General features: G+C 46.7%; 20 protein-coding genes. 10 read left to right on the forward strand and 10 right to left on the reverse strand.

The annotated features are described in order from the left end of the window. Positions 1-37: 37 nt before the first annotated feature. The 6 genes from L1D23_RS05740 to puuE form a co-directional block, all read right to left on the reverse strand. Positions 38-1,960: a methyl-accepting chemotaxis protein gene (locus L1D23_RS05740; protein ID WP_239864775.1), complete on the reverse strand. Its 1,923-nt coding sequence runs from the start codon at positions 1,958-1,960 to the stop codon at positions 38-40. 344 nt (positions 1,961-2,304) lie between these two features. After that, positions 2,305-3,612 (reverse strand): urate hydroxylase PuuD, encoded by a 1,308-nt coding sequence (locus L1D23_RS05745; RefSeq protein ID WP_239864778.1) that lies wholly within the window; start codon positions 3,610-3,612, stop codon positions 2,305-2,307. Positions 3,613-3,678: 66 nt separating this feature from the next. After that, positions 3,679-4,242, reverse strand: a complete 564-nt coding sequence (locus L1D23_RS05750) for an ureidoglycolate lyase (protein ID WP_239864780.1) — start codon at positions 4,240-4,242, stop codon at positions 3,679-3,681. Positions 4,243-4,256: 14 nt separating this feature from the next. Continuing rightward, positions 4,257-5,243 carry an allantoicase gene (gene alc / locus L1D23_RS05755; RefSeq protein WP_021455252.1) on the reverse strand — a complete coding sequence of 329 codons (987 nt, stop codon included), beginning with the start codon at positions 5,241-5,243 and terminating at the stop codon, positions 4,257-4,259. Between the two features lie 95 nt (positions 5,244-5,338). After that, entirely contained in the window at positions 5,339-5,854 is a 516-nt protein-coding gene (gene uraD, locus L1D23_RS05760) for a 2-oxo-4-hydroxy-4-carboxy-5-ureidoimidazoline decarboxylase (protein ID WP_239864782.1), read from the reverse strand. Between the two features lies 1 nt (position 5,855). Beyond that, positions 5,856-6,779 (reverse strand): allantoinase PuuE, encoded by a 924-nt coding sequence (puuE, locus tag L1D23_RS05765; RefSeq protein ID WP_239864785.1) that lies wholly within the window; start codon positions 6,777-6,779, stop codon positions 5,856-5,858. 351 nt (positions 6,780-7,130) lie between these two features. On the opposite strand from puuE, the gene uraH reads away from it, so the two are divergent. From uraH to L1D23_RS05790, 5 genes are all read left to right on the forward strand, one after another. Further along, complete coding sequence (gene uraH, locus L1D23_RS05770) at positions 7,131-7,484, forward strand: hydroxyisourate hydrolase (RefSeq protein WP_239864788.1); 354 nt, start codon at positions 7,131-7,133, stop codon at positions 7,482-7,484. Between the two features lie 135 nt (positions 7,485-7,619). Further along, entirely contained in the window at positions 7,620-8,963 is a 1,344-nt protein-coding gene (locus L1D23_RS05775; protein WP_239864790.1) for an NCS2 family permease, read from the forward strand. Between the two features lie 154 nt (positions 8,964-9,117). Next, a complete protein-coding gene (locus tag L1D23_RS05780; RefSeq protein ID WP_239864792.1) occupies positions 9,118-10,521 on the forward strand; it encodes a nucleobase:cation symporter-2 family protein in 1,404 nt (467 codons plus the stop codon). 134 nt (positions 10,522-10,655) lie between these two features. Continuing rightward, entirely contained in the window at positions 10,656-12,017 is a 1,362-nt protein-coding gene (locus L1D23_RS05785) for an 8-oxoguanine deaminase (RefSeq protein ID WP_239864793.1), read from the forward strand. Between the two features lie 169 nt (positions 12,018-12,186). Continuing rightward, on the forward strand, positions 12,187-13,335 hold the full coding sequence (locus L1D23_RS05790; RefSeq protein ID WP_239864794.1) for a crosslink repair DNA glycosylase YcaQ family protein: 1,149 nt from the start codon (positions 12,187-12,189) through the stop codon (positions 13,333-13,335). Positions 13,336-13,413: 78 nt separating this feature from the next. Here L1D23_RS05790 and L1D23_RS05795 read toward each other — a convergent pair whose 3' ends face one another. Continuing rightward, positions 13,414-13,914 carry a heme-binding protein gene (locus tag L1D23_RS05795; RefSeq protein WP_239864795.1) on the reverse strand — a complete coding sequence of 167 codons (501 nt, stop codon included), beginning with the start codon at positions 13,912-13,914 and terminating at the stop codon, positions 13,414-13,416. 171 nt (positions 13,915-14,085) lie between these two features. Between L1D23_RS05795 and L1D23_RS05800 the strand changes: the two genes are divergently transcribed. Together L1D23_RS05800 and L1D23_RS05805 are read left to right on the forward strand one after the other, a co-directional pair. Then, positions 14,086-14,766, forward strand: a complete 681-nt coding sequence (locus tag L1D23_RS05800; RefSeq protein ID WP_006961865.1) for a response regulator transcription factor — start codon at positions 14,086-14,088, stop codon at positions 14,764-14,766. Continuing rightward, positions 14,744-16,147, forward strand: coding sequence for a HAMP domain-containing sensor histidine kinase (locus L1D23_RS05805; RefSeq protein ID WP_239864796.1), 1,404 nt, complete (start codon positions 14,744-14,746; stop codon positions 16,145-16,147). Before L1D23_RS05800 ends, L1D23_RS05805 begins: the two co-directional genes overlap by 23 nt. Before the next feature lie 132 nt (positions 16,148-16,279). Here L1D23_RS05805 and L1D23_RS05810 read toward each other — a convergent pair whose 3' ends face one another. Continuing rightward, positions 16,280-17,035, reverse strand: a complete 756-nt coding sequence (locus L1D23_RS05810) for an MBL fold metallo-hydrolase (RefSeq protein ID WP_239864797.1) — start codon at positions 17,033-17,035, stop codon at positions 16,280-16,282. A gap of 132 nt (positions 17,036-17,167) precedes the next feature. Continuing rightward, on the reverse strand, positions 17,168-18,331 hold the full coding sequence (locus L1D23_RS05815; protein WP_239864798.1) for an AAA family ATPase: 1,164 nt from the start codon (positions 18,329-18,331) through the stop codon (positions 17,168-17,170). A 265-nt stretch (positions 18,332-18,596) separates the two neighbouring features. Here L1D23_RS05815 and L1D23_RS05820 point away from each other — a divergent pair, with 265 nt between their 5' ends. From L1D23_RS05820 to L1D23_RS05830, 3 genes are read left to right on the forward strand one after another with little or no spacing between them, the layout of a single operon-like run. Then, the gene (locus L1D23_RS05820) at positions 18,597-20,054 is read left to right on the forward strand and encodes a DUF4150 domain-containing protein (protein WP_239864799.1); all 1,458 of its coding nucleotides are present in this window, start codon (positions 18,597-18,599) and stop codon (positions 20,052-20,054) included. Positions 20,055-20,065: 11 nt separating this feature from the next. After that, positions 20,066-22,417, forward strand: coding sequence for a hypothetical protein (locus tag L1D23_RS05825; protein WP_239864800.1), 2,352 nt, complete (start codon positions 20,066-20,068; stop codon positions 22,415-22,417). Continuing rightward, on the forward strand, positions 22,414-23,007 hold the full coding sequence (locus L1D23_RS05830) for a hypothetical protein (protein ID WP_239864802.1): 594 nt from the start codon (positions 22,414-22,416) through the stop codon (positions 23,005-23,007). The genes L1D23_RS05825 and L1D23_RS05830 overlap by 4 nt, the downstream gene beginning before the upstream one ends. 116 nt (positions 23,008-23,123) lie before the next feature. On the opposite strand, the gene cyoE is transcribed toward L1D23_RS05830, so the two are convergent. After that, a complete protein-coding gene (gene cyoE / locus L1D23_RS05835; protein ID WP_021455232.1) occupies positions 23,124-23,990 on the reverse strand; it encodes a heme o synthase in 867 nt (288 codons plus the stop codon). Between the last annotated feature and the right edge of the window lies 1 nt (position 23,991).

The raw sequence follows: 23,991 nt of genomic DNA on the forward strand, positions 1-23,991 counted from the left end.
TGTGCTGACGCATAGGGCATTTTTTTTGCACCACTCGTTAGAATTTAAATTTAGCCACCAGCTGGCTGAGAGAGTTCACATTGTCTTTCAGATCGGCACAATGATGGGAGGTTTGATTCACCATCTCAGTGTTGCTGCGTGCCACATCAGCAATACTCGAAACATGCGGAGCAATCTCATTGATAACCTGAGACTGCTCATTGGTCGCCGTGGCGGTCTGGCTACTCAGTTGGTGAATCTCGTCCACAAACTGATTGATAGACTCTAAATGCTTCTCTGAAGCCTGAGCGGCGGTTAAACACGCTTTACCAGTACTGTGACTCTGACTAACTTCTTTCACCACCGTATTGCTGAGGCCCTGAAGATTTTCGATAATGGTGCGAATTTCACTGGCTGAATCCTGCGTGCGTGACGCTAATGTGCGTACTTCGTCCGCTACCACAGCAAACCCTCTCCCCTGATCTCCCGCACGAGCTGCCTCTATCGCCGCATTGAGTGCGAGCAAATTGGTTTGCTCCGACACGCCACTGATCACATCCAGTACCGTATCGATGGCGTTGATATCATTAGAGAGTTTCTCAATACTCTGACTACTCTGATCCAACTGTCGACTCATCGCTTCGGTATGGGAAAATGTGTCGCTGACCGATGACAAACCATGTTTCACTTCTACTGTCGCCTGCTGCACATTGTCTGACGTATTGTTGGCATTGCTGGCGATCTCTTCCGAGCTAGCGCTCATTTCATGGATCGCTGTCGCGACTTGGTCAATGTTCTGCTCCTGCCCTTGGATCTGATGTTTCATCTCACTGGCTTGAGAATCAATATGATCAATGGTTGCCACCAAATCAGCGCGCGAGCGGTCGATCTCTTGCAAGACATTGCCCATATAAGAAACAAACTGGTTGTAACCACGGGCAATGCTGCCGACTTCATCATTGCGGCTTTCGTCCAGCCTTTGCGTCAGGTCACCACCACCGCCGCCGATTTCCAGCAGCAAATCTGCCGTGGTCGACAATGGCTTGAGCAGAGTGTTGGTCATATAAGCACTGATGACAATAAAGAGTAAGGCCACCACCACACCGATGTAAGTCATGGTCTGAATAAACTGATTCAGCTCCGCCAGCACTTCACTTTGGGGCTGAAGAGAAACCAGTGTCCAACCGAGCTCTGGTAAGGCAATAAACCCGACAATCATTGCGCTGCCGTTCACTTCAGCTTCAATAATGTGTGAGTCTGTGTCACTGAGTTTGCCCAGCTGCGCTGCCAATTCTCTTAGCTGTAAGTCGTTGAGTGATTTACCAACTAGATTGGCATCTGCGTGAATTTTCACTACTCCTTGATTGTCGACCAGCATCAGTTGACCTTGCTCACCCAGAGAGTAGTTGGCGACGGTTTTCCCCATATTTTGTAGCGACAAGCCAATCCCGGTAACACCAATACGCTTGCCCTGATGCATCACCACGTGATTCACAAACACAGTCGCGACACCATTAGAGTCATCAACATCAATCGATAGCTCAACCTTCTTGCCACTGGCTAAAAAACCATAAAACCATTGGTCATCGTTAGACTGTGCCGACATGTCTTTCAATTTGCCGGTCGGAATGTAGTAGCTACTGTCAACGGTATTAACGTAGAACGCCGTCAGAGCACCAAACTGCTGCTTAATGCGGCTAAGGATACCGACGATTTCTGCACTACCCTCACCTGTAAATTCGGTCAGTTGGGAAAGCTCTGACATCACATCTGCGATAACCAGCGGTTTCTCCAACTCAAGCTTAATTTTGTTACTCACTTCTCCCAACGAAGCCGGAAGCTGCTGCGAATAGGTTTGGTCGAGAATGATTTTACGACCTTGGCTCACGGTGGTACTGATCAGTACGATGATCACCAGAACCACTGCCAATACTGTCGCCAGTATGGTTTTGTGTCTGATGCTGATGGCTAATTTCGTCACATCTAAATCCTTTTATAATTGACCAATGTAGGGCCCATCTAATGAGCCCGTGAAAAGAGAAAGAAGGTAGAAATGTCGCTCTCAGCCTTTCATTCACAACTAATGTGTTACCTATCAATAGTAAACGTAGCACAGCCGAAATTTCTGCATGCGTTGATTGAAGATAAACATCACAACTTCAACAACCTTGCATTTCTTGCTTCTTAACACCTATAAAAAACCCCGGAACACGTTCCGGGGAAAGGGAAATACACTGTCTGGAGACAGCTGGGAATGAGGAGTCTATGTCAGCCTGAACATAGGATGACAGGAAGTCAGGCTGACACTCAGTCCCGCAAGGACAGTTATTGGATAACTGCACCTTGTTCCACCCAAACTCCGATAAGGGATCGTTCCTCATCAGTCATCTGAGTAAGGTTGCCCAGCGGCATTACTTTAGTCGCAACGGACTGAGAAATGATGCGTGGAACGTTCGTTAAGATCTCTTCAGGGGTATCCAGTACCACTCCGGCTGGCGCAACCGCAAATGCTGCGTGCGTTGGCGTGGCAGAGTGACATACAGAGCAACGCTCCTGAATGACCTTGTTCACTTCGGCAAAGCTGACACCACCTGCTGTAGATGCTGCTTGCTCCTGAGGAGCCTGCTCATTGGTTGATGCCGATACGGTTTCACTTGCTTCTGTTGTTGCGGCTTCAGCAACAGGTGCAGCCTGCTGTTGTACGACCGGTGCTTTCGCCACTGGAGCCGCTGGTCGGTTCGCATAAGGAGAAGTCACAAATGCCAACGTGATCATACCCAAAGCCGCCACAGGGATCGTCCAGGCAAATTTCTGACTGCCATGACGTGTGTTGAAGTAGTGTCGCACTAGGATACTGAAGATCGCCAGACCCGCTAGAATCGCCCAGTTGTATTCCGAACCGTAAGTGCTCGGGAAGTGGTTACTGATCATGATGAACAGTACAGGCAATGTTAGGTAGTTGTTGTGGCGAGAACGCAGTAAACCTTTCGCTGGCAGTGCCGGATCCGGTTCGCGATTTTCTTCAATCGCACTCACCAGATTGCGCTGCGCTGGCATGATAACGCGGAAAACGTTACCCACCATGATCGTACCTATGATGGCACCAACGTGGATGTAAGCACCACGACCACTGAAGACCTGAGCCAGTCCGTAGGTCGCACCAACAAGCAGCACAAACAGAACCAGTCCCAGCAACATTGGGGTTTTGCCTAAAGGCGAATCACACAAGAGATCGTAAATGAACCAACCCGCGACTAACGCACCCACACCAATCGCAATAGCAGTAGTAGATGACAGGCCAGAGCCTGGTGCAATCAGATAGATTTCTGCGTTGAGGTAATAAACAACCGCCAGTAGCAACACACCGGTAATCCAAGTGAAGTATGCTTCCCATTTAAACCAGTGCAGGTGCTCTGGCATTTCCGGTGGCGCAAGCTTGTACTTTTCAAGGTGGTAGATACCACCGCCATGAATTGCCCACAAATCGCCTGACAGGCCAGTTTTCGGGTTAACGCGGTTTAGGTTGTTCTCCAACCAAACAAAGTAAAACGATGCGCCAATCCAGGCGATCCCGACTATCATGTGAACCCAGCGAATCGCCAGATTCAACCACTCCGTGATATGTGGATCCATAATAAACTCCTATTTACTGCCAGCGCTTTCCATCACAAGGGAACCTTTTGATGGTCAGTGCCAGCATTACAACGCTTGTTCCATGCGTTGCTCTTCATCCGTGCTGCTGTTGCCTGGAATATCTTCCAGATGCAGAGAGACCAAATCGGTGTCGAAAAACACTTCATCACAGTTATGCCCTTCACCACCTCGATCGACGATCAAAAACTGATCACGCTCGGTCAGCGCCAACACCGGATGGTGCCAAACACCTTTGTGGTAATTGACACCTTGTCGGCCATTGCTGATAAAGGCGCGGCTTTGCGACAACTGCGGGTCATCTCCTTTCGGTGCAACAACAATTAAATAAGGTTGCCTAAGCAACGGAACAAAGGCCTGTGAGCCAAGCGGATGACGTTCCAGCATTTTTATCGTTAGAGGGTAACTCAGCGGCGTGGCCTGAAAGATACTGATGATGGCTTCACCACCTTGATCTTGCACGTCTGTGCTCGCCAGCTTGTGGTAACGACGGGTTGAGCCGTTATTGATCATAAAGTAGTCGCTGTTTTCGACTTCAATAACGTCTCCAAATTCTGCAAACGTCTCTTTGGTGAGTGGCTCTATTTTTAATCGGCGAATTCCATTGCTCATTGTGCTTCCCTCGCTTATTCCGCTTTAGTTCCAAATAAACGCAGGCGGCTAATACCACCATCCGGGAAGATATTCAGACGAACGTGCGTCACAGCACCCAGTTCATTCACTTCAGAGACAAACTCATGAATGTCGTGTGCCTTGAGCTTCTGCGCAGGCAAAAGTTCACGCCAGAACAGGCTTTGTGTCGCTACTTGGTCATCCGTGCCACCTTTAACGTAGGCCGCCTGAATAGAGCAGCTGTCTGGGAAGTTGCCTTTAAAGTGCGCAGTATCCACCACAACACGGTCAATATTGCCAGCATGGCCCAGCGCAACGATCACCCAGTCATTCCCTGGAGTACGTCGACGTGCGGTTTCCCAGCCATCCCCCATATTTTCGCCTCGTCCAGGGCCAAGAATGTTTGATTTATTACCATAGTGCTCGTCACTACATGCCAACGCACGACCACCATTTTCAACAGCGGCTAAGTCCACTTTCTGCTGAGCATCAATGCGGTCCCAATCCACGCTTGGTCGGCCGTAAACACGAAGACGTGCAACACCGCCATCTGGATAGATGTTAAGACGTAAGTGAGTGAACACTTCGTCGCTTTCAATTTGCTCAAGGTGATGATGGTCGCCTTGCAAGCTCATTGACGGCAGAATTTCTTGCCACTCAGTGGCATCCGTTGGGTCGCCATCAGGTGAATAACACGCATCGATGGATGCCGATGGTGGGAAGTTACCCGTAAAGAAAGAGGTATCGATATCAACGCCTGCAATCGTGCCAGCTAAGCCTAGACGAATCACACAATAGTCGTAGCCTTCGCCACGCTTACGGCGGCTTTCCCAGCCATCCATCCATTTTCCATTGTCGTCATAAACACCTTCCTTCCACTCCGGCGCTTCACGGCGTAAAAGGCGGCTTTTATCCGCAAAGAAATCATCGGTCGCGTAGATAGCTTGTGCGCCCAGTTTGTCATCAGCAAGGTTAATGTATTGTTCAAAATCTAAGGACATTTCCTTCATCCTTCCAATTAATCAAAAATAGGTTAAGTGAGTCAGTTATCTGCTCCTAAAGAGCGTTATTACGAGATAGTCGCCAGCTCAGTGACTTACATATCTCGTAGGCGAAACAAGGCAATCTTGTTGATTTCCTGAATCGCAGTAGCAAACTCAGTTTCACTATCATTTCCTAATCGCATCTCGAACGACTCAAGAATTTGGTAACGATTGGCCCCTTTCACTGCCATGATGAAGGGAAAGTTGAAGCGACTTTTGTAGCTGTTGTTATAAGTGGTAAATTTCTCGAACTCTTCCGCAGAGCATTGATCAATGCCCGCCCCTGCTTGTTCAGCAGTAGAGGCGGCGGTCAGTTCCCCATTGACGGCTGCACGACCGGCTAGATCCGGGTGAGCGTTAATTAAATCCAACTGCTGTGCTTTCTCTGCACCCAGTAAAGTTTCAGCCATACGCTGATGCAGATGTTCAATCTTGTTATCGTCGACGCTCAGCCCTTTGTCATATACAGCTTCAGCGACCCATGGACTGTGCTCATAGACATCACCAAAATGCGAGACAAATTCCGCGCGAGCCATCTCCGATGGTTTACAGGTACGAAATTCGGTCATATTACTTCTCCTTTTTTGGTGTGTATGGGTGGTGTTCATGCCAGTGTCGAGCAATATCAATGCGGCGACATAGCCACACATCATCGTGCTGTTTTACATAATCAAGAAAGCGTTTGAGTGAGGCCAGACGACCAGGTCGGCCAATCAAGCGACAATGCAACCCAACCGACATCATCTTCGGTGCCACTTCACCCTCTTCATAGAGAGTGTCAAACGTGTCTTTCAGGTACTGGAAAAATTGCTCGCCAGAGTTGAATCCCTGAGCGGTAGCAAAACGCATGTCGTTGACATCCAAAGTGTATGGGATCACCAGTTGCGGACGACCCGCTTCGGTGTGCCAATACGGCAAATCGTCATCATAGGCATCGGAGTCGTATAAGAATCCGCCTTCTTCCGCCACTAAACGACGGGTGTTTGGCCCAGTTCGACCTGTATACCAGCCAAGTGGTCTGCTACCTGTGATTGCTTTGATGATTTCAATCGCTTTTACCATGTGGTCACGCTCTTGTGACTCATCCATATACTGATAATCAATCCAGCGATAACCATGGCTGCAAATTTCATGGCCTGCTTGCATCATAGCTTCTGCCACGTCAGGGTGTCGTTCAATCGCCATCGCCACCGCAAAAACAGTTAAGGGGATTTCGTATTCATCAAACAGGCGTAATACGCGCCATACGCCAGCACGACTACCATATTCATAGATAGATTCCATACTGATATGGCGCTCACCTTTGATCGGCTGAGCTGCTGGAATTTCAGATAGAAAAGCTTCGGACTCGTCATCTCCGTGCAACAGGCAGCGCTCACCGCCTTCTTCATAATTCAACACAAATGACACTGCGATACGAGCACCGCCCGGCCATTTGGGGTGGGGAGGATTTGCCCCATAGCCAACAAGATCTCGTGAATAATCCTTATCCATTCAGGCTCTCCTTAAAAAGCTCGGCGTGATGGCTACGCCACATCAACTTCATACATTCATTGTATACAATAAAATATCTTAATGTAAAGATTTTGTTGCTAAAGTTACTTTTTGTTAATATACCTATATTAATCAATATATTAGAAATCAATCCTGCCTAACCTCTAGCCATCAACAGTTCACAAATTTGATTTTCTCAATTATTCTTTAATAACATTTTTATAACAACAAGCTTTACTATCCGAATATTTTGTGTACATATATAGGTATCCAACAAAGTTTTAAAACATCTTTGTATACAATTTTAGTTCACTTCAAAGCTAAGGAGAGCGCGACGCGCGAACAGGAATTATGGGAAAACTAACCACACACGTATTGGATACAATGCATGGCCTGCCAGGAGCAGACATCAAAGTTGAACTGTTCCGAGTGGAAGATGACAACCTTACCAAGATTAAAACGGTTACCACCAACTTCGATGGCCGTACTGACTCGCCTGTATTAGAAGGCGAAGCTTTTGAGCTTGGTAAGTATCAGCTTGTTTTTCACGTTGCTGATTATTTCCGCAATAAGGATGTCGATCTTGGAGAGATTGCTTTCCTTGATGATGTTGTGATCCGTTTCGGGTTGAATGAAAAACACGCCCATTATCATGTTCCGTTATTGGTTTCCCCTTATAGTTTCTCGACCTATCGAGGCAGTTAACGCGAATACTCACCATCACCTAACAGCGTCATAACACTACTCAATCGGGAAAGTTGAAGTTCGTCTGAGACAGAGACGTCCTGGCGAAGTGCGGTCTTCAATTAAGGAAACATCAAAATAAAAGGACTTGCTGACATGAATGAAAGCAAAGCAGAAGTGCTCAATACCGAAGGTCAACCTAGTGGCTTTTTAGAGCGTTTTTTCAAATTAAAAGCCCATGGAACCAGTGTCAAAAACGAAATGGTCGGGGGGATCACCACTTTTGCCACTATGGCGTACATCATTTTCGTCAACCCTCAGATAATGGCTGCTTCTGGAATGGATTCAGGCGCCGTCTTTGTCGCAACCTGTATCGGTGCAGCCATCGGCTGTCTGTTAATGGGGCTGTTTGCTAACTGGCCTGTCGGTCTGGCACCGGGTATGGGCCTCAACGCGTTTTTCTCATTCACCGTTGTCAGCGAAATGGGTTACAGTTGGGAAGTGGCACTGGGTGCCGTTTTCCTCTCTGGTATCCTGTTTGTCGGGATGAGCTTCTATAAGATTCGTCAGTGGATCATCGAAAGTATTCCTGAAAGCTTACGCTTCTCTATGACAGCCGGTGTCGGACTGTTTCTTGGTCTGATTGGTCTTAAAACCGCAGGTATTGTTGTCGAAAACCCAGCAACTTTGGTCTCATTAGGTGATTTTACTAAGCCAGATGCTATGCTCGCTGCCATCGCATTCCTGATCATCGCTGTGCTCAGCGAACGTAAAGTCTTCGGTGCAGTTCTGATCGGCATTCTGAGTGTTACTCTGATCGGTATGATGCTAGGGCTGGTGCATTACAACGGCTTCTTCTCTGCACCACCAAGTATTGCGCCAACCTTTATGGCCATGGACATTTCTGGCGCATTTAACATCTCAATGGTAAGCGTGATTCTGGCCTTCTTGTTCGTTAACATGTTCGATACCGCTGGTACACTGATGGGTGTGGCAGAGCGAGCACACTTGATCAACAAGGAAACAGGTAAGATTGAAGGCTTAAGCAAAGCACTCAAAGCCGACAGTATCTCTAGTGTGGCAGGTGCGTGTGTAGGTTGTCCTCCGGTTACTAGCTACGTTGAAAGCGCCGCAGGTGTAGCTGCAGGTGCTCGTACAGGTCTGTCTGCCATAGTGGTTGCTGTTCTTTTCCTCGCGGCCATATTCCTATCGCCTCTGGCGGGGATGATCCCATCATACGCGACAGCTGGCGCACTGATCTATGTGGCCTTTGTGATGATGAGCAGCATGCAGCACGTCGACTGGAAAGATTTCACCAATGGCGCTCCGGCTGCGATTACCGCACTGATGATGCCACTGACCTTCTCGATTGCTAATGGCATCGCGTTAGGCTTCATCACTTATACTGTGCTCAAAGTTGCCACGGGTAAAACCAAAGACGTCTCTATCTCGATGTACATCCTGACAGTTATCTTCGTTGCCAAGCTAATTTACATCTAATCATCAATATCTTTATCAGTTCACCTGAGTACCTACTCAGGTGAAACATCCGTCGACCCTACGCAGTTTGTAGAAGTCTGTCACCTGTTGAGTGGTGCAATTGACCATTCAACGAGAGATAACCGAAACCGCCAACTCTCTCTGAGGTAAACAAATGAAACTTCTGTACACGCTTAACCAAAAACCGCCTCATGGCATCACTTTACTCCTAGCACTCCAGCATATGCTGGCGTCGATTGGCGGCATCGTTGCCGTTCCCCTCATCGTCGGCGCCTCTATTGGGCTGCCCAACGAAGAAATTGTTTCTCTGATCAATGCAGCTTTGCTCGCTTCCGGTATCGTGACTATGGCCCAGTGCCTCGGCTTTGGCCCAATTGGCATTCGCTTACCCGTAGTGATGGGGTCCAGTTTTGCCTTTCTTGGCGTCGCCATTGCAATTGGCCGTGAAGGAGGAGTCGCTAGTATTATGGGCTCGGCGCTAGTCGGCTCACTGGTGGTGATTTTCGCCAGCTTTTATATGGACAAGGTACGCAAACTCTTCCCGACCGTGGTCAGTGGCGTAGTCGTCACCTTGATAGGTTTAACCATATTACCAGTCGCAATGAACTGGGTCGGTGATGCGCCTGCGGCTAGTGAAAACTTCGCGACACTACCCAAGCTTTTCCTCGCCATAGTGTCACTGGGTATTGTCGTCGCGGTATCGGTGTACTGTAAAGGGGCGGTAGCGGCATCAGCGATTGTAATAGGTCTCGCAGGTGGCTACATCGTTGCTCTTTCTATGGGTATGGTTAATCTGGATGACGTTTCGACTGCGGCTTGGGTCGGTGGCCCAGAACCGCTTAAATACGGTTTAAGCTTTCACGCCAGCGCGATTGTCAGCATGAGTTTGGTTTACATCGTCGTGATCGCAGAAGCCACAGGCGACTTCATGGCGCTCGCCAACAACTGTAATAAGCAAGTGTCAGGTAAAGACTTACAACGTGGCTTGCTGGGTGATGGCCTCGGCAGTACGCTTGCCGCAATTCTTACCGCGATGCCACTGGCTTCTTTCAGTCAAAACGTCGGTATTGTCGGCATTACGGGCGTTGCCAGCCGATTTGTCGTCGCCGCAACCGGTGGTTTGCTTATTCTCGGTGGACTCTTTCCGAAACTGGCTGCGATTGCCGTCACTATTCCTAAGCCGGTATTGGGCGGCGTCGGTTTTGTCATGTTCGGCATGATCGCTTACGCTGGGATTCGTATGCTGATCAAAGCTGCTGATACCAAACGTAATGCACTGGTGATTTGTGTTGGCCTTGCTTCTGGTCTGGCAGTCACTTTTGAGCCTCGTCTGCTGCAGCACTTACCCCATGATATAGCTAATTTCCTTCATTCAGGCATCACAACGGGCACCATCGCAACCGTTCTCCTGCACCAACTGTTACCTAAATCGAGCCGCAGAGAAGAGCGCGATGCTCTCAAAGAGAGTCGCGATCAAGTACAAGAAGAGCTGGCACTGTCTAAGAAAGAAGAGCAAACACCAGACGCACAAAGCCCGTTGAAAGCTCAGCAAGAATAACGACTGTTTTGGTTGCTCCTCTCTAGAAGCAACCGAAACACACTTAGCGTCAGACAAGTCTGGCAATAACTCAACCTAAAATCGAGCAAGACCCTCTCCCCTGAAATGGCTGAGATGGCTAAGGATTACTATGAATGGAAACCATCTGGATTAAGAATCCACTGGCAATTTACACTGCAAATCATCAAGACGCGCAAGGCGGCTTGGTGGTGCAGGGAAACAAGATTGTCGAACTTATTGCAAAAAATGAGACGCCATCTCATCAGATAGATTACGTCGTCGACGCCTCACATCATGTGGTGACCCCCGGTTTAATCAATGCCCACCATCACTTCTACCAGACCCTGACTCGCGCCTATCCTGATGCCTTGAACAAAGAACTGTTCCACTGGCTGCAAAGCCTGTACCCAGTGTGGGCGAATCTCGACGAAGAGATGATGAGTGTCGCGACTGAACTGGCACTGGTGGAACTGATGCTATCTGGCTGCACCACGGCATCCGATCATCACTACCTACTGCCAAACGGACTCGAACATGCGATTGTTCTTCAGGTTGAAGCGGCGCAGAAACTCGGCGTACGAGCCATCTTTACCCGCGGTTCAATGAGCCTTGGTGAAGATGACGGAGGCCTTCCGCCTCGTCACACCATTCAGACGGAACAAGCAATTGTCGATGATAGCCAGCGCTTGATTCGCCAGTACCACCAGCATCACGATGGCGCCATGACGCAAATCGCCCTTGCGCCATGTTCACCTTTCTCAGTGACAACAGATCTGATGAAGGAAACTGCCTACATTGCCGCGCAAGAAAACGTCATGATGCACACGCATTTGTGTGAAACACTCGACGAAGAAGATTTCTGTTTGGAGAAATTCGGCCTGAGACCCGTAGATTACCTTAAAGACGTTGGTTGGCTAAATAATAGAACCTGGCTGGCACACGGTATTCATTTCAATCAAGAAGAGATTCGCCGTCTTGGCGAAGCAGGCGTGGGGATCAGCCATTGTCCGACATCGAACATGATGTTGGCATCGGGGATCTGCAAAAACAACGATTTGGAAGCCGCTGGCGTCAAAGTGGGTTTAGGTGTCGACGGTTCGGCATCCAACGACGGCTCCAACATGATTGCCGAAGTTCGCATGGCGATGTACTTGCAACGATTACAATACGGCTCAGCCAATGTCACCCATTTCGACGCCCTTCGCTGGGCAACACAAGGCTCTGCTCGTGCCATGGGGCGTAGCGACATCGGTGAGCTGGCCGTCGGAAAACAAGCCGATCTTGCTATGTTCAAGCTCGATGACATACGTTTTTCTGGCAGTCACGATCCGTTAGCCGCTCTGATCTTATGTGGCGCACAGCAAGCAGATCGAGTTATGGTCGCGGGCCACTGGCGCGTTCTCAATAGTGAAGTGATTGGTGTCGACTTGCATCAACTTCTCAACCGACATAAACACGCCGCCGCGCGTTTGGCGAAAAAAGCACTCGGTGAATAAACCTAATTCAGCCCTAGCATCACGCTGGGGCTTTTTATTCTTTCCCTCATAATTCGATCTTTCCCAACGAATAATTCAGGCGTTTTCATTACACTGGTGTATCGAGATTACACTGCTAATTATACAGGCATTCATACCCTGACGGGGTAGATACAGGATTCACTTCAGTATGGAAACACTCTCAATTGCGCAGGCTCAAAAGCTCGCGCTACTCTCTCAAGGTTTGCCACAAAGCCCAAAATCAGGCGGCGCGTTACAGAACACGCTTTCAACATTTGAGCGTATCGGTTATGTGCAAATCGACACTATCTCGGTCGTCCAGCGCGCCCACCATCATACCTTGTGGAGCCGCAATTCAAAGTATCAACCCAATCACCTCGATAAGCTGGTAAAAAATCGTTCTGTGTTTGAATACTGGTCTCATGCCGCCGCTTATTTACCCATGCGAGATTATCGCTTCACTCTGCCACGTAAACAGGCCATAAAATCCGGAGACCAGAATCATTGGTATCGCCGCGACAACCAGTTGATGAATGACATCATGAGTCGAATTGAGCACGAAGGGCCATTAATGGCAAAAGACTTTGAGTCTGCGGGCGTCAAAAAACAGGGCTGGGGAACCAAACCCACGAAGCAGGCGTTGGAGAATCTCTACATGCAAGGTGATCTAATGATCACTGAGAGGCGCAACTTCCATAAAGTGTATGACCTGACAGAACGAGTCCTGCCGCCAGGAATAGATACCACAATGCCAAGCGATGAAGAATATGGGCGTTATCTAGTGATGAATTACCTCAGAGCGCATGGTTTTGGTCATCTGTCGGAAATCAATTACCTACTCAAAAACACTAAGCAGCTGGTCAGCAACACGATGAAGCAATTGTGCCAACAAGGTGAAATTTTCCCTTTTAAGGTCGACGGCCATACCTATTACACGTTCCACGGCGCGTTGGATTTGCTCGGTAAGCGCCTCAATCGCCAGAAGGCCAAAATACTCTCTCCGTTTGATAATCTACTGATCCAGAGAAAACGTGCTCAGAAAATTTTCAACTTCGATTATTTGCTTGAGTGCTATGTGCCAGCGGATAAACGCCAGTTTGGTTACTTCTGCCTACCTGTCATGTGGGATGGAAAGTTAGTCGCTCGTGTTGATTGCAAAGTAGACAAGCCAACCTCGACACTTCAGGCGCTAAGCTTACATATCGAACCCACACTGAGAAAGCGAGATGACTTTCACTCTGCCCTCGAACAAGAGCTGTCGGAGTTTGCCCAGTTCAATCAGTGTGAGCAGTTTAAAATCCAACAGATTCATGCTTAACCTTCAGATACAAACAAACCCCGACCAGTGTCTCTGGTCGGGGAATTGAGTTCACTCAAAGGCAGTGGTTAACTCAAATTAGAACACTTTTTTGATTGCGGCATCAGCGCATTCCACATCTAGGTGACCACCCGGTGCTCCACCTACACCAACTGCACCGATTAGGTTGCCATCAAGCTGAACAGAAACACCACCCGCTAAGAACAGCAAGTTGTCATCCATATTTTGCAAAGGCTGCATAATTGGCTGGTCAGCGATCAGCTTCATCAGGTTGCCTGACGGCTGTTTCATGCTGGTCACAGTAAAGGCTTTCTTGCGTGAACTGTCTAAGGTGTGGATGCCTGCACCATCTGAACGGAGTTGAGCCAGTACATTGCCTGACAGGTCAACCACTGTCGCTGATACTTTGTAGCCTTTCGCTTCACATTGATTAACGGCTTCTTTTGCCAGACTGAAAGCGGACTGAGACGAAATTTGCGTCACTGATACGGTGTGGCCTTTATCTGCGGCTGACGCATTGAAAGACATTGAAAGGAAGCCAAGAGACGCTGCTAGTACGCTAAGTTTGATAGTTTTCATGTTCACTCCTGTAAGGTAGACCTTGTTTGATTCGACAGGTACATCCTAACTAAGGCTCTATTACTGAAGACTTTCCCAATCATTACAAAGCTGTAATCTTGGTTAAATTCATGAAAGGTTGTTGGTAGAGTATGAAGGACTGTTTAGGGAGAGTAAGGAAATGGACAGCTGATGAAAATACTTTTGATTGAAGATGACACCCACATAGCACGCTTTCTTATCAATGGCTTTCAGCAGGAAGGCTGTACAATAACGCACGCCACCAATGGCGTTGACGGATTGCATGAAGCCATCAGCGAATCTTACGATGTGATTGTGCTCGACATCATGCTGCCACAAAAAGATGGCTTTGAAGTCTTGGCTCAACTAAGAGGAGAAGGCCATGCAACACCGGTTCTCATCCTGAGCGCAAAACACTCTGTAGATGAAAGAGTCAAAGGGCTGCAATCGGGTGCGGATGATTATCTGGTTAAGCCGTTCGCTTTTCCGGAACTGCTGGCTCGCTGTCAGTCACTGGCCCGCCGAGGTCAACAGAACCCTGCGCAAAGTTATCAATTGAGCTACAGTGAGCTATCGCTGGACCTACTCAAACACTCACTTGAAAGAAATGGCGCCTCGATTCAACTCAATCAACGAGAATTCATGTTGATCAAGCTGATGCTGGAAAACCCTGAAACCGTCATTTCAAAAACCGCCATTCTTGAGCAAGTCTGGGGCCATCAGTTTGATCCGCAGACCAATGTGGTGGATGTACTGGTGTGTCGTTTACGCAGCAAAGTGGACAAAGGCTTTGATACCCCATTAATTCATACACTCAGAGGGGTTGGCTATGTCCTCAAGTCACAACATTGAGCAGGCACTGGCTAAGGCACGCAACACACTACTGATGCGGTTTATGGCGATCTTATTGCTGTGCCTGATACTGGTTGAAATAGTGGTTGGAGTGATGTTCTTCTTCGATTTATACCGCACCGAAAAGAAAATCCTCAACTCAATGGCCACTGAATACCAGCGTATTCTTACCTACGATTCAGCCGATCAACTGATTCACGTCATGACTGCCAATCCGCATCGCCTGATTGAAAACAATATCGCAGCCTTTTCTATTTCGAAAGAGCCTGCGGCCAGCCTCAACTTTGTCGCCGGTGATAACAACTTGCCATCAGGCATCCAACTCAATGATTACGTCACAGATGATAAATCTTGGTTCACGGCTTTCATTATTAACCCATATATGTCGCTGAAGATTGAAGGAGAAACGCTGGATTTTTGGTTAGTTCTCGACAATCAACCGCGTTACGCCATCGCCTACAAACAATGGCTGATGACTTTGTACGCCTTAATTGTGTTGGTTGCTATCACTACTTTGTTCACTCACCGCATTATTCGCAGCGCGATGTCACCACTGGTTACGCTAGGAGATTCGCTGGATAAGCTCAGCCAAGGCAAGTTAGAGATGACGGACAAACCAGCCGCCACACCGCAAGGGCTGAGCGTCATCAGTGCCAGCGTGCATGACGCTATCGCCCGACTACACCATGTCACCACTACACTCAATACGACCGTCGATGCCATTGCTCATGATATCCGCACTCCCTTGTCACGGATTACGCTCTCTTCACAATCCGCGCTGTTAGACAGCAAAGACACCCAGCAGATGGAGCACGCTTTATCTGATTGCGCTGAATATGCAATGCAGGCCAGCAATATGCTGACCGCTCTAATGAAGCTCAATGATGAGGTCACCGGTAAGCGTCAGCAACAAAGCACCTCAACCAATGTCTCTGAGGTGCTGAAAACCGTTGTGAGCTGGTATGAAGACGTGGCGGATGACAAACAGATTCAATTGCAGGCAATGGCTGATGACAATCTCATCATTCAGTCAGACCCAGAAAAACTCACACAGGCGCTGGTGAACTTGGTCGATAATGCAATTAAATACACCGAAACAGGCGGAAAAGTTAGTCTAAAAGCCGATACAACCAGTGATCATCATGTTCAGATTCTTGTCTCAGATACAGGTATTGGTATCGACAAACAGTATCAGGATTTGATTTTCGAGCGGCTCTACCGCGTTGATACGAGTCGCAGCAATATTGAAGGCTATGGACTGGGCCTATCACTTTCCGCAGCCATGGTTGATAACTTAGGTGGCAACATTCAACTGATGTCTGAACCGAATCAAGGCAGTACGTTTACGATTACGTTGAGCGCGGACTCAAACAATAATTGATAAAAAAGGGGACAAGCGTCCCCTTTTAAAATACCGCACAGTTCATCGGCTATAGCGCCATAAGCGGAATTTCACCAACAAATTCATTAAGAGCTCATCAAACACTGGCCTGCGCAGTGGTGGCAATTCCATCTACGTATGTGGCCTCATCGCTGTAAGGTTATATTCTAGCGCGGAGCTTACCAGCTTCGGGGTCGGCAGCTTTGGGTTTCTGCTGCTAGGCTGATGAACAGAGCCCTGATCGCGCAATTCATCACCAAGTGTCGTCTTATAAACCAACTCATCCGGGCTGCTTGGTTCATTATGACACAGGTACACTTTGGTCGAGTCTTTGAGTTCATATATCTTAGATAATGACTCAAATGTCGGGTCGCTATCTTTAGCCAAATCCCCTTCTCCAGAATGAAGATGTGAATCACCCACGAATAATGCATCACCAATTTTAAAGGTAAGATCAGATGGTGGATGGCCGGGAGTTTCTAATACTTCTATATGTGAATGGCCAAAATCCAGTTGTTCATTTTCCAACAGGAAGTGCTCAAAATGATAAAGATCGGTAAGTGACAGATCATCCTTGCAGCTAGCGTATACCTCTTTGACATGATCAGAAATGTAGATAGGCGCTTGTAGTACTTTACTGAGATAGAACGAACCCGACAAATGATCAGCATGAATATGTGTTTCAAGAATCGCGGTGACATGAAGTTGATTTTGTTTAACGTGCTCAATAATCTGCTGCGCGGATTCAAAGCTGATCTTACAGTTTTCCTCATCGTAATCAGCAACGGGATCAATCACTATCGCCTCATTAGTGTCCGAATCTGCCACCACATAACTCAAGCTGCCGGACTCAGGATGAAAAAAGTGCTGAATGTTCTGGGTTGTCATTATGCCCTCCCCTAAAGACCACTTTCACTGAACATGACTTTGAGTTTAGCCATTAATAGCCTTCAGCGAGAGGAACATTGGTCATTATTTGCCCCATGTTGGTGAAGTAGAAATAGAAAGAGGTCTTTCTAGTTAAGAATCAGGCCAGTACCAATTTGGAGATGAAAGAGGGTCTAAATCCGGAATGATCGTCTGGCCGAACTCCTTATCCAACTGGATTGCATGATATTCAGGGTGGTCAGCCAAAGCCGCAATCAAGCGAGGCGCATGTGACACAACCCAGACTTGAGTATTCTTTGCCGCGTGAGAAATTAGACGAGCTAAAGCAGGTAACAAATCTGGGTGAAGGCTGGTTTCTGGCTCATTAAGGATCATCAAGCTTGGTGGTCTAGGCGTAAGAAGAGCGGCCACCCACAGCAAGTAACGTAAAGTCCCATCTGACAACTCAGCTCCACTTAATGGCCTTAATAAACCATGCTGCGAAAACTCTAACGAGAATCGGCCATCAGCCTGATTAACGATGCGGAGAGTGGCACCGGGAAAGGCATAGTCGATGGCCTTGTAAAGCACCTCTTTGTCACCAATTTCGATAATGGTCTGTAAGGCTGCAGCCAGATCGCGGCCATCATGATGCAAAACCGGAGTACGAGTTCCAAGCTGAGGCAGTCTTGCGGGGGCGTCTTTGTCGGTTCTGAAATGATCATAAAAGCGCCAGCCACGAATCGTTTCTCGCAGCATAAACGCCTCAGGCGTCGCCATTGGATCGGCAATTTGATCGAACAAGCTATGATAAGTAGCGATATGGCTTGAAATTACCTGCCATTTTCGTCCTTCACGCGCTTTAATCGCTGGCCCGTTTCGGTCTATCAACGCACTAGCTGGTCGATACAACGGGCCATTCCAAATACATTCACGTTTTATCTCTGGGTCAAAACCAAACATCGATGTCGTTGGTTTTGGCAAACCTAAAGAAATCGCGTAACTGAACTCTTCTGTCGCAAAGCCAAGCTTGAGACGTTTGACCTTCTGCCTAACGGTGGCTTCAACGGCGTGTTCACCTCGCTTCATCGCATTGGTTATCTTTTCCGGCCCCGCCCAGAAAGTTGAATCTAGGCCACCTTCAGTCGCAAGCGCAGACACCACACCACCTTGCGCTGTATCCGCCAATAAACGAAGTGCTTTATACAAATTGGATTTGCCAGTGCCATTGGCTCCCGTGATCACATTCAATCTGCCTAGTGGAACAACCAGATTTAGGATCGAACGATAATTATTGATCGCCAACGCTGTAATCATATTTACATCTCGTTTGGGTGGGTTAATTATATATTAAAAATGTATTAGTCAGACGTTAACATTCACTTATCTATATGTCATGCTCCCCCCAGTATTGACGCCCCTCACAATGCTAAACCCCCTTTTTGTGAGACATCCAGCCAAAATTTTTTATTTTAGTTATTTAGAACGTTAAACCATTCATTTTAACTGGTTTTTTGGTGAGATTGATGTGCGCTTTATTTTATATTATTACCCATCTTTGTATGAGAATTCAGGGTGCGTCATGGGTGTTACAGTTTGTGCTAATGGGCTAAGCGTGGTCCATAAAGGATCGGGGGGTGAAGCCAATGCCACATTACCCGATGTTTGTTTAACCACAGTTGGTCCTTCCGTTGTTCCCATTCCATATGGTAACAATGCAAAATCAGCCGACCTTGTCGATGGAACCACGACTGTCTCTATGGATGGTGGCAACAGCATCGCTATCAAAGGCAGCAAGTTTGCAGTCAGTACAGGGGATGCAGGCGGTGACAAAAAAGGCGTGTCGTCTGGAACGATTGAGTCCGAAGCCGAATTTATCTCGGCTTCTCCGACCGTAACAATGGAAGGCATTGGAGTGTGTCGTCTGACAGACCAGATGACGATGAACAAAGCGAATACTATGTGTCTTGGCGGTGTACAGAACCCATCGGTATCTGTCACCGAAGATCAGGAAGGTACTTATACGCTGGATCTCACTTGCAAATACCCTAATGGCCAACCTTACGCTAACGCACCGTTTGAACTCAGAGAATCTGGTGGCGGCTCAATTGGTGGCGGGGTTTTAGACTCAACAGGTTGTGGCACCGTCGGCGGCTTACCACTAAAAGAATGTATCTTGGTGCTAAAAGAGACCACAGACACCTATACCCCAAACGCAACTCTACCTGTGAATGTTCCTACAGAAACCTACGAAGATTCTCATGACTTTTGTACTTTTGTTGCGGGGAGAAGAGCGCCGTTTTGGGAGGACAAAGTTGGTGTTGCCAATGACTGGGGCATCTTGCTCTCACCTTCTTTTAGCGATGATGATTTCAAGGCTATGGTCTACGAACAAAGCCGAATCTTGTCACCCCATGTGGTCAGCAAAAACCATTCTAACGATTTCTCCGAGTCTTTCGTTTCATCCCTTTTCCATATTCAGGAAGATCTTGAATCACTAGAAAAGTACGAATCCCTGCTTGAACTCCTTTTCGAGAAAGTACATAAGAACGGCGATATCCTGCGCATCCTATTCCAGGCCGATCTTCTGGAGCCACCTTCTGAGTTACTCGCTAAGCTTCGTTTGCTGGGTACAGGTAATACCATACAGCACCTTCAGATGGTTCTATGGACTCTAATCAATCAACAGCTTTGTGGCTTTATCGATGACTTGATTGCCGCGTTGGACACGCGCTTAGAGTTTATTCAAACCCAAGCCGAGGCTCGCTCTCTGACGGCAGTACAAGAAGGCGTTCAAGGGTACAGAGATGGTATGAAAGTGATGTCTCGATCTCTTCCTGATGTCTTCAGTGAAATCCTAACCCAGACTAACGATAAGCTTTTAACCATCTCAGGTATGGCGATTGGCACCATCGTTAATGTCACGGGTCAATCGGGCTTCGCGACGAACTCAGGTGAAATTAACGCTGTTGTCTACACCAAAGCCAACAACCTCAACCGTCCTTCTTTCATTGTTTTTGATGACGTTTTCTCAGATTAAGGTATGACCTCATGGATGCAGTTTTTCCTATAACACAAAGAAATGGTGAGCCCTATCATACGCTTAGTGATTTCACTAAACTGTTCGATCAAGTCAAAAGCGGGCGCTACCTTCTAGGGCAAGGTTATGGTTGGCACAGTGGTGTTCATTTAACATCCAAAATGGTGCCATGGGGCAAAGGGTTAAGACCAATCCAAGCAATGATGGATGGGAAAATTATCGCGTATCGTATTCACCCTGACTACCAAACCACAACATACAAAGACCAAGAACTCAAATACAGTAACAACTTCGTTCTACTGGAACATGAATACAAAAACCCAGAAAAGGATGACGAAGTCTTTAAACTGTACTCTCTCTACATGCATCTTGCTCCACCATCGGATATTGGGGCTAATTCATCGCTAACGACTCGCTATAAGTTGGTTGATGATGGGTGGAACGTGCGAACGTTTAAACTTGGTGGTGCTCCTGAAAGAGGGAAAGTGGAAAGCAAAGTCTCTATGTCAAGCGGCACGGTTTTAGAATATTTGCATGCAGAAGAGCAAGAAACCGTAGGGTTTGAAATTGGGGGCCACACTTATAAGATGATTAAGTGCCGCGTTGTTCAATTAGGTGACTCTCCTTCATCTAGCGAAAAGAAAATGAAAGGCAAAATCGTCTGGTTTGCTGCGGGTAAAGACAGCGATTTCGATATTCTTAACGACACCTCTGTGATGGTCCCAGAGCCTGTCTCTGAACCAGAATGGATGTCTAAGGATGCCGCCTCGCTACGTGATGGCAGTGTCGTGACGCTGGGCCTCCCCTTACCACTCAATATCGACTTTGGCGCTATCGAAGTGAAAGCGGGGGATGAACTGGGCTATATGGGGCTTCACGAGTACAGTAACGATGCCCACGCCACCAAGAAAGAAGATAACCGAGTCCACATAGAGCTGTTTTCCGTAGAAGAACCGCCTGAGTTTTTCTTAAAAAAAATTGCCCCAAAAAATGCTGAAGAAAGCCCTCTTATCATCATTGATGGCAGTGGAAGTGATGGCGCTCTGAACGTATCCAATGCGTTCTATAGCAAACTGCTCGAAGAGCTATCCAAAGGTGAAGAGATTGATTTCTCGGCATTAAAACCAAGAGAAGCCAAAGTTTACTTAGAAAACAAACGTAAACACTTTGAGCGCGTTATCGCAAAGCACCCTTCTGACTGGTATACAGACGTCACTAAAGATAGCTATTCTATGATTCATCAACTCGCCAAAGAAGTGATGGATGAAAAGTACATGACAGGTTTTGTGTCTGAAAAGGACTACCTAGAGTCACCTTGGCGTAGTGAGGTCATGAACCATCACGACATGTTTTCACAGCATGAACGAGAAAGAGCGGATAAGTTTTCCTGGATGCAAGACACACAAAGCAAGATTACGCTCCCGGACGATAAAAGTGTCTGGCATTATTGGCCTTTTGTTGCTAATACAAGCCCTCTTTACGTTTGTAACTGTGATATAAGTGTTAAATGTACGAGGTATAATGGAAAGTATGGTCCTGTCTATGGTCCTGTCGTTTGGGGGACAAAACATTTACATGAGCTTAAAAGTTATTGGAATAATGTCAAAGTTGGTTCTCAACCAGTTACTAAACATGAACAAGAAGTGATTGAGATGATGTCACCAAATGAAGGCAAGATCGATTCAGTACAATCTTATGATAGTGAGTTGATTACAGCAGGTGCAATGCAAAAAACCATTAAGATCACTGGTAAAGGCGAGCTGACAGATCAAATAGTAGATTTTAAAAAAAATAACTATGAAGCGTATGTGGAGTTATTTGAAAATAAAGGATGGTTTTTCAGTGAAAACAGCACCTACTTTCAACATGAAGGTTTCTCAAATGGAGAAAAGCTACAAGGAAGGAAGTTGATGCAAAAGTTAAGAGAAATGTGTAATCAAAGTTCATTTGAGAAAAAAGAGACTATAGATTGTCTACCAATAAAAAACATGGCTTGTTCAATGAGAGATGAAAGGTTCATCTCAAAGCAATTAGAAGATTTTGTAAAAAGATTGAGATTTGTTGAGTCAATTTACTTACCAAAGTATAAGATGAAGATATCAGAAATCTTTAGATCTAATCTAGGGTTAGCTACTGCATTAGATCAACATATAAATAGACCTAGCTATGTCGCTACTGATATTTCGAATGCAATTAATAAATTCTTTTCAGAGAACCCTAACATTTCACAAGATATTAAATCATGGAATTCCAAAGACCATGATGAAAGAGAAAGAATGATACTTGATATTTATGGAGTTGATAGAAGGATGAAACACCCTCAACTTCGTTATAAAAAACTCTTAGGGAGAAATTCATTATGAGGCTTTTTTTATTATTCTTATTATTTCCAAACTTTTTGTATGCTGAAACATTTGAGTTTAAAAATGGAAATATAGAATTTACTTCTTATCATGGTGATAAATTTTATATATATCCTAAGGAAAATAGGTTTATAGTTGATAACTATTCAGATTCAATATCAAAGTCACCGGATAATAAATACATAATTGTACAAAAAACTCTTACTAATACATACGTTGACGAAGACGGAAATGAATCTGAAGATAAAGAAGGTTATTGTGATATAGTTAAATTAGACTCAGGGTGTGTAATTGGTACATATAGCGGAGAAATATGTGGAGCAAACTGGTCCAAGAATAATAAAATTCTCACTTCATCTGGAGAAGTAACTATACCTAACCATTCTGAGCAACTACCTCCAAAAGAAATGCTCACCGATATTGACTATCAAGATATCGATTTTTCTATAGAGAGCTACATGGCATGCTATCCACTCACCAATGACAATAAGTCCTCCTACATTGAAATATCGCATAAGCTCCTAAATAAATATAATAGAGTTTCCGATTATAATGTCATAGACGAAAAACTAGCTGGTAAGGATAATTAGGAGTATTGAAAAAAGCGCCCCGCCCTTTCTCTGCTTACACAAACATGCCGGTATCGGATATCTCAGGCATAAAACCGTTATCGGCTTAGCAGATTCAGGAAGGAGCGCTTAACTCGTTAGATGGGTAGTGGAATCAGCTCCAGACCCAGAACACCACTGATGCTCATCACCACCAGCAGAGAGACTTTAAACACCGATTTCGACCATTGAATGTAATTGCTGTAGTCAACCTTGCGAAACGTCACCTGCGTCCACATGAAGCACACAACAGCGGCAACCGCTAGGTATTCATAGCCAGCCTCTCCCAATAGGAATAGAGCCAGTGAGACGGCACCAAAAGCCGCAACATATGCCTTCATATGGCGATGAGCTTTGTTGATGCCTTCTTTCACTGGCAAAACTGGAATGCCCGCGTCACGGTAATCTTGCATACGGAACATCGCAATCGCGTACGAGTGCGGCATTTGCCATAAGCAGAACATGGTAAACAGCAGAATGGCCTCAAGGCTGATGTAGTTTGTTACCGCCAGATAGCCCACCAGAGGTGGCACTGCACCGGAAATGCTACCCACCAGCGTGCCGTACACAGACGTACGCTTGTACCACATGGTGTAGAAAAACACGTAAAACACGTAGCCCAAAAGTACTACCACTGCTGACAGTGGATTGGCGAGCTGAAACAACAAGGCGGTCCCGCTGAGCAGCATCACCAAGGCATAGACAAAAGCAACATCGATATTGATGTTACCTTTGACTGTTTCACGATTTTGAGTGCGCTTCATCTTTTGGTCGATGTCTCGGTCAAAGATGTTGTTCACTACGCAGCCTGAAGCAATCACAAGCCCGACACCAGCGAGTGTCGCCAGTAACAAGTTCAGACTTGCGTGCTCTGTTTTTGCGGCAAGGAAAAACCCCGCCGCAACAGATATCAGGTTGCCGAAAATGATGCCCGGTTTGGTAATAGACAAATAACTTTTCAGCATA

The organism is Vibrio sp. Isolate24 (assembly GCF_022398215.1).
Taxonomy (GTDB): domain Bacteria; phylum Pseudomonadota; class Gammaproteobacteria; order Enterobacterales; family Vibrionaceae; genus Vibrio; species Vibrio coralliilyticus_A.

What these genes read in the sequence shown, in the direction of transcription:
- L1D23_RS05820 (WP_239864799.1), top strand. Translation starts at nt 18,597, where the DNA reads ATGGGTGTTACAGTTTGTGCTAATGGGCTAAGCGTGGTCCATAAAGGA.
- cyoE (WP_021455232.1), bottom strand. Translation starts at nt 23,990, where the DNA reads ATGCTGAAAAGTTATTTGTCTATTACCAAACCGGGCATCATTTTCGGC.
- L1D23_RS05825 (WP_239864800.1), top strand. Translation starts at nt 20,066, where the DNA reads ATGGATGCAGTTTTTCCTATAACACAAAGAAATGGTGAGCCCTATCAT.
- L1D23_RS05815 (WP_239864798.1), bottom strand. Translation starts at nt 18,331, where the DNA reads ATGATTACAGCGTTGGCGATCAATAATTATCGTTCGATCCTAAATCTG.
- L1D23_RS05800 (WP_006961865.1), top strand. Translation starts at nt 14,086, where the DNA reads ATGAAAATACTTTTGATTGAAGATGACACCCACATAGCACGCTTTCTT.
- L1D23_RS05795 (WP_239864795.1), bottom strand. Translation starts at nt 13,914, where the DNA reads ATGAAAACTATCAAACTTAGCGTACTAGCAGCGTCTCTTGGCTTCCTT.
- uraD (WP_239864782.1), bottom strand. Translation starts at nt 5,854, where the DNA reads ATGACCGAATTTCGTACCTGTAAACCATCGGAGATGGCTCGCGCGGAA.
- L1D23_RS05810 (WP_239864797.1), bottom strand. Translation starts at nt 17,035, where the DNA reads ATGACAACCCAGAACATTCAGCACTTTTTTCATCCTGAGTCCGGCAGC.
- L1D23_RS05785 (WP_239864793.1), top strand. Translation starts at nt 10,656, where the DNA reads ATGGAAACCATCTGGATTAAGAATCCACTGGCAATTTACACTGCAAAT.
- L1D23_RS05805 (WP_239864796.1), top strand. Translation starts at nt 14,744, where the DNA reads ATGTCCTCAAGTCACAACATTGAGCAGGCACTGGCTAAGGCACGCAAC.
- puuE (WP_239864785.1), bottom strand. Translation starts at nt 6,779, where the DNA reads ATGGATAAGGATTATTCACGAGATCTTGTTGGCTATGGGGCAAATCCT.
- L1D23_RS05750 (WP_239864780.1), bottom strand. Translation starts at nt 4,242, where the DNA reads ATGAGCAATGGAATTCGCCGATTAAAAATAGAGCCACTCACCAAAGAG.
- L1D23_RS05830 (WP_239864802.1), top strand. Translation starts at nt 22,414, where the DNA reads ATGAGGCTTTTTTTATTATTCTTATTATTTCCAAACTTTTTGTATGCT.
- L1D23_RS05745 (WP_239864778.1), bottom strand. Translation starts at nt 3,612, where the DNA reads ATGGATCCACATATCACGGAGTGGTTGAATCTGGCGATTCGCTGGGTT.
- L1D23_RS05790 (WP_239864794.1), top strand. Translation starts at nt 12,187, where the DNA reads ATGGAAACACTCTCAATTGCGCAGGCTCAAAAGCTCGCGCTACTCTCT.
- alc (WP_021455252.1), bottom strand. Translation starts at nt 5,243, where the DNA reads ATGTCCTTAGATTTTGAACAATACATTAACCTTGCTGATGACAAACTG.
- uraH (WP_239864788.1), top strand. Translation starts at nt 7,131, where the DNA reads ATGGGAAAACTAACCACACACGTATTGGATACAATGCATGGCCTGCCA.
- L1D23_RS05775 (WP_239864790.1), top strand. Translation starts at nt 7,620, where the DNA reads ATGAATGAAAGCAAAGCAGAAGTGCTCAATACCGAAGGTCAACCTAGT.
- L1D23_RS05780 (WP_239864792.1), top strand. Translation starts at nt 9,118, where the DNA reads ATGAAACTTCTGTACACGCTTAACCAAAAACCGCCTCATGGCATCACT.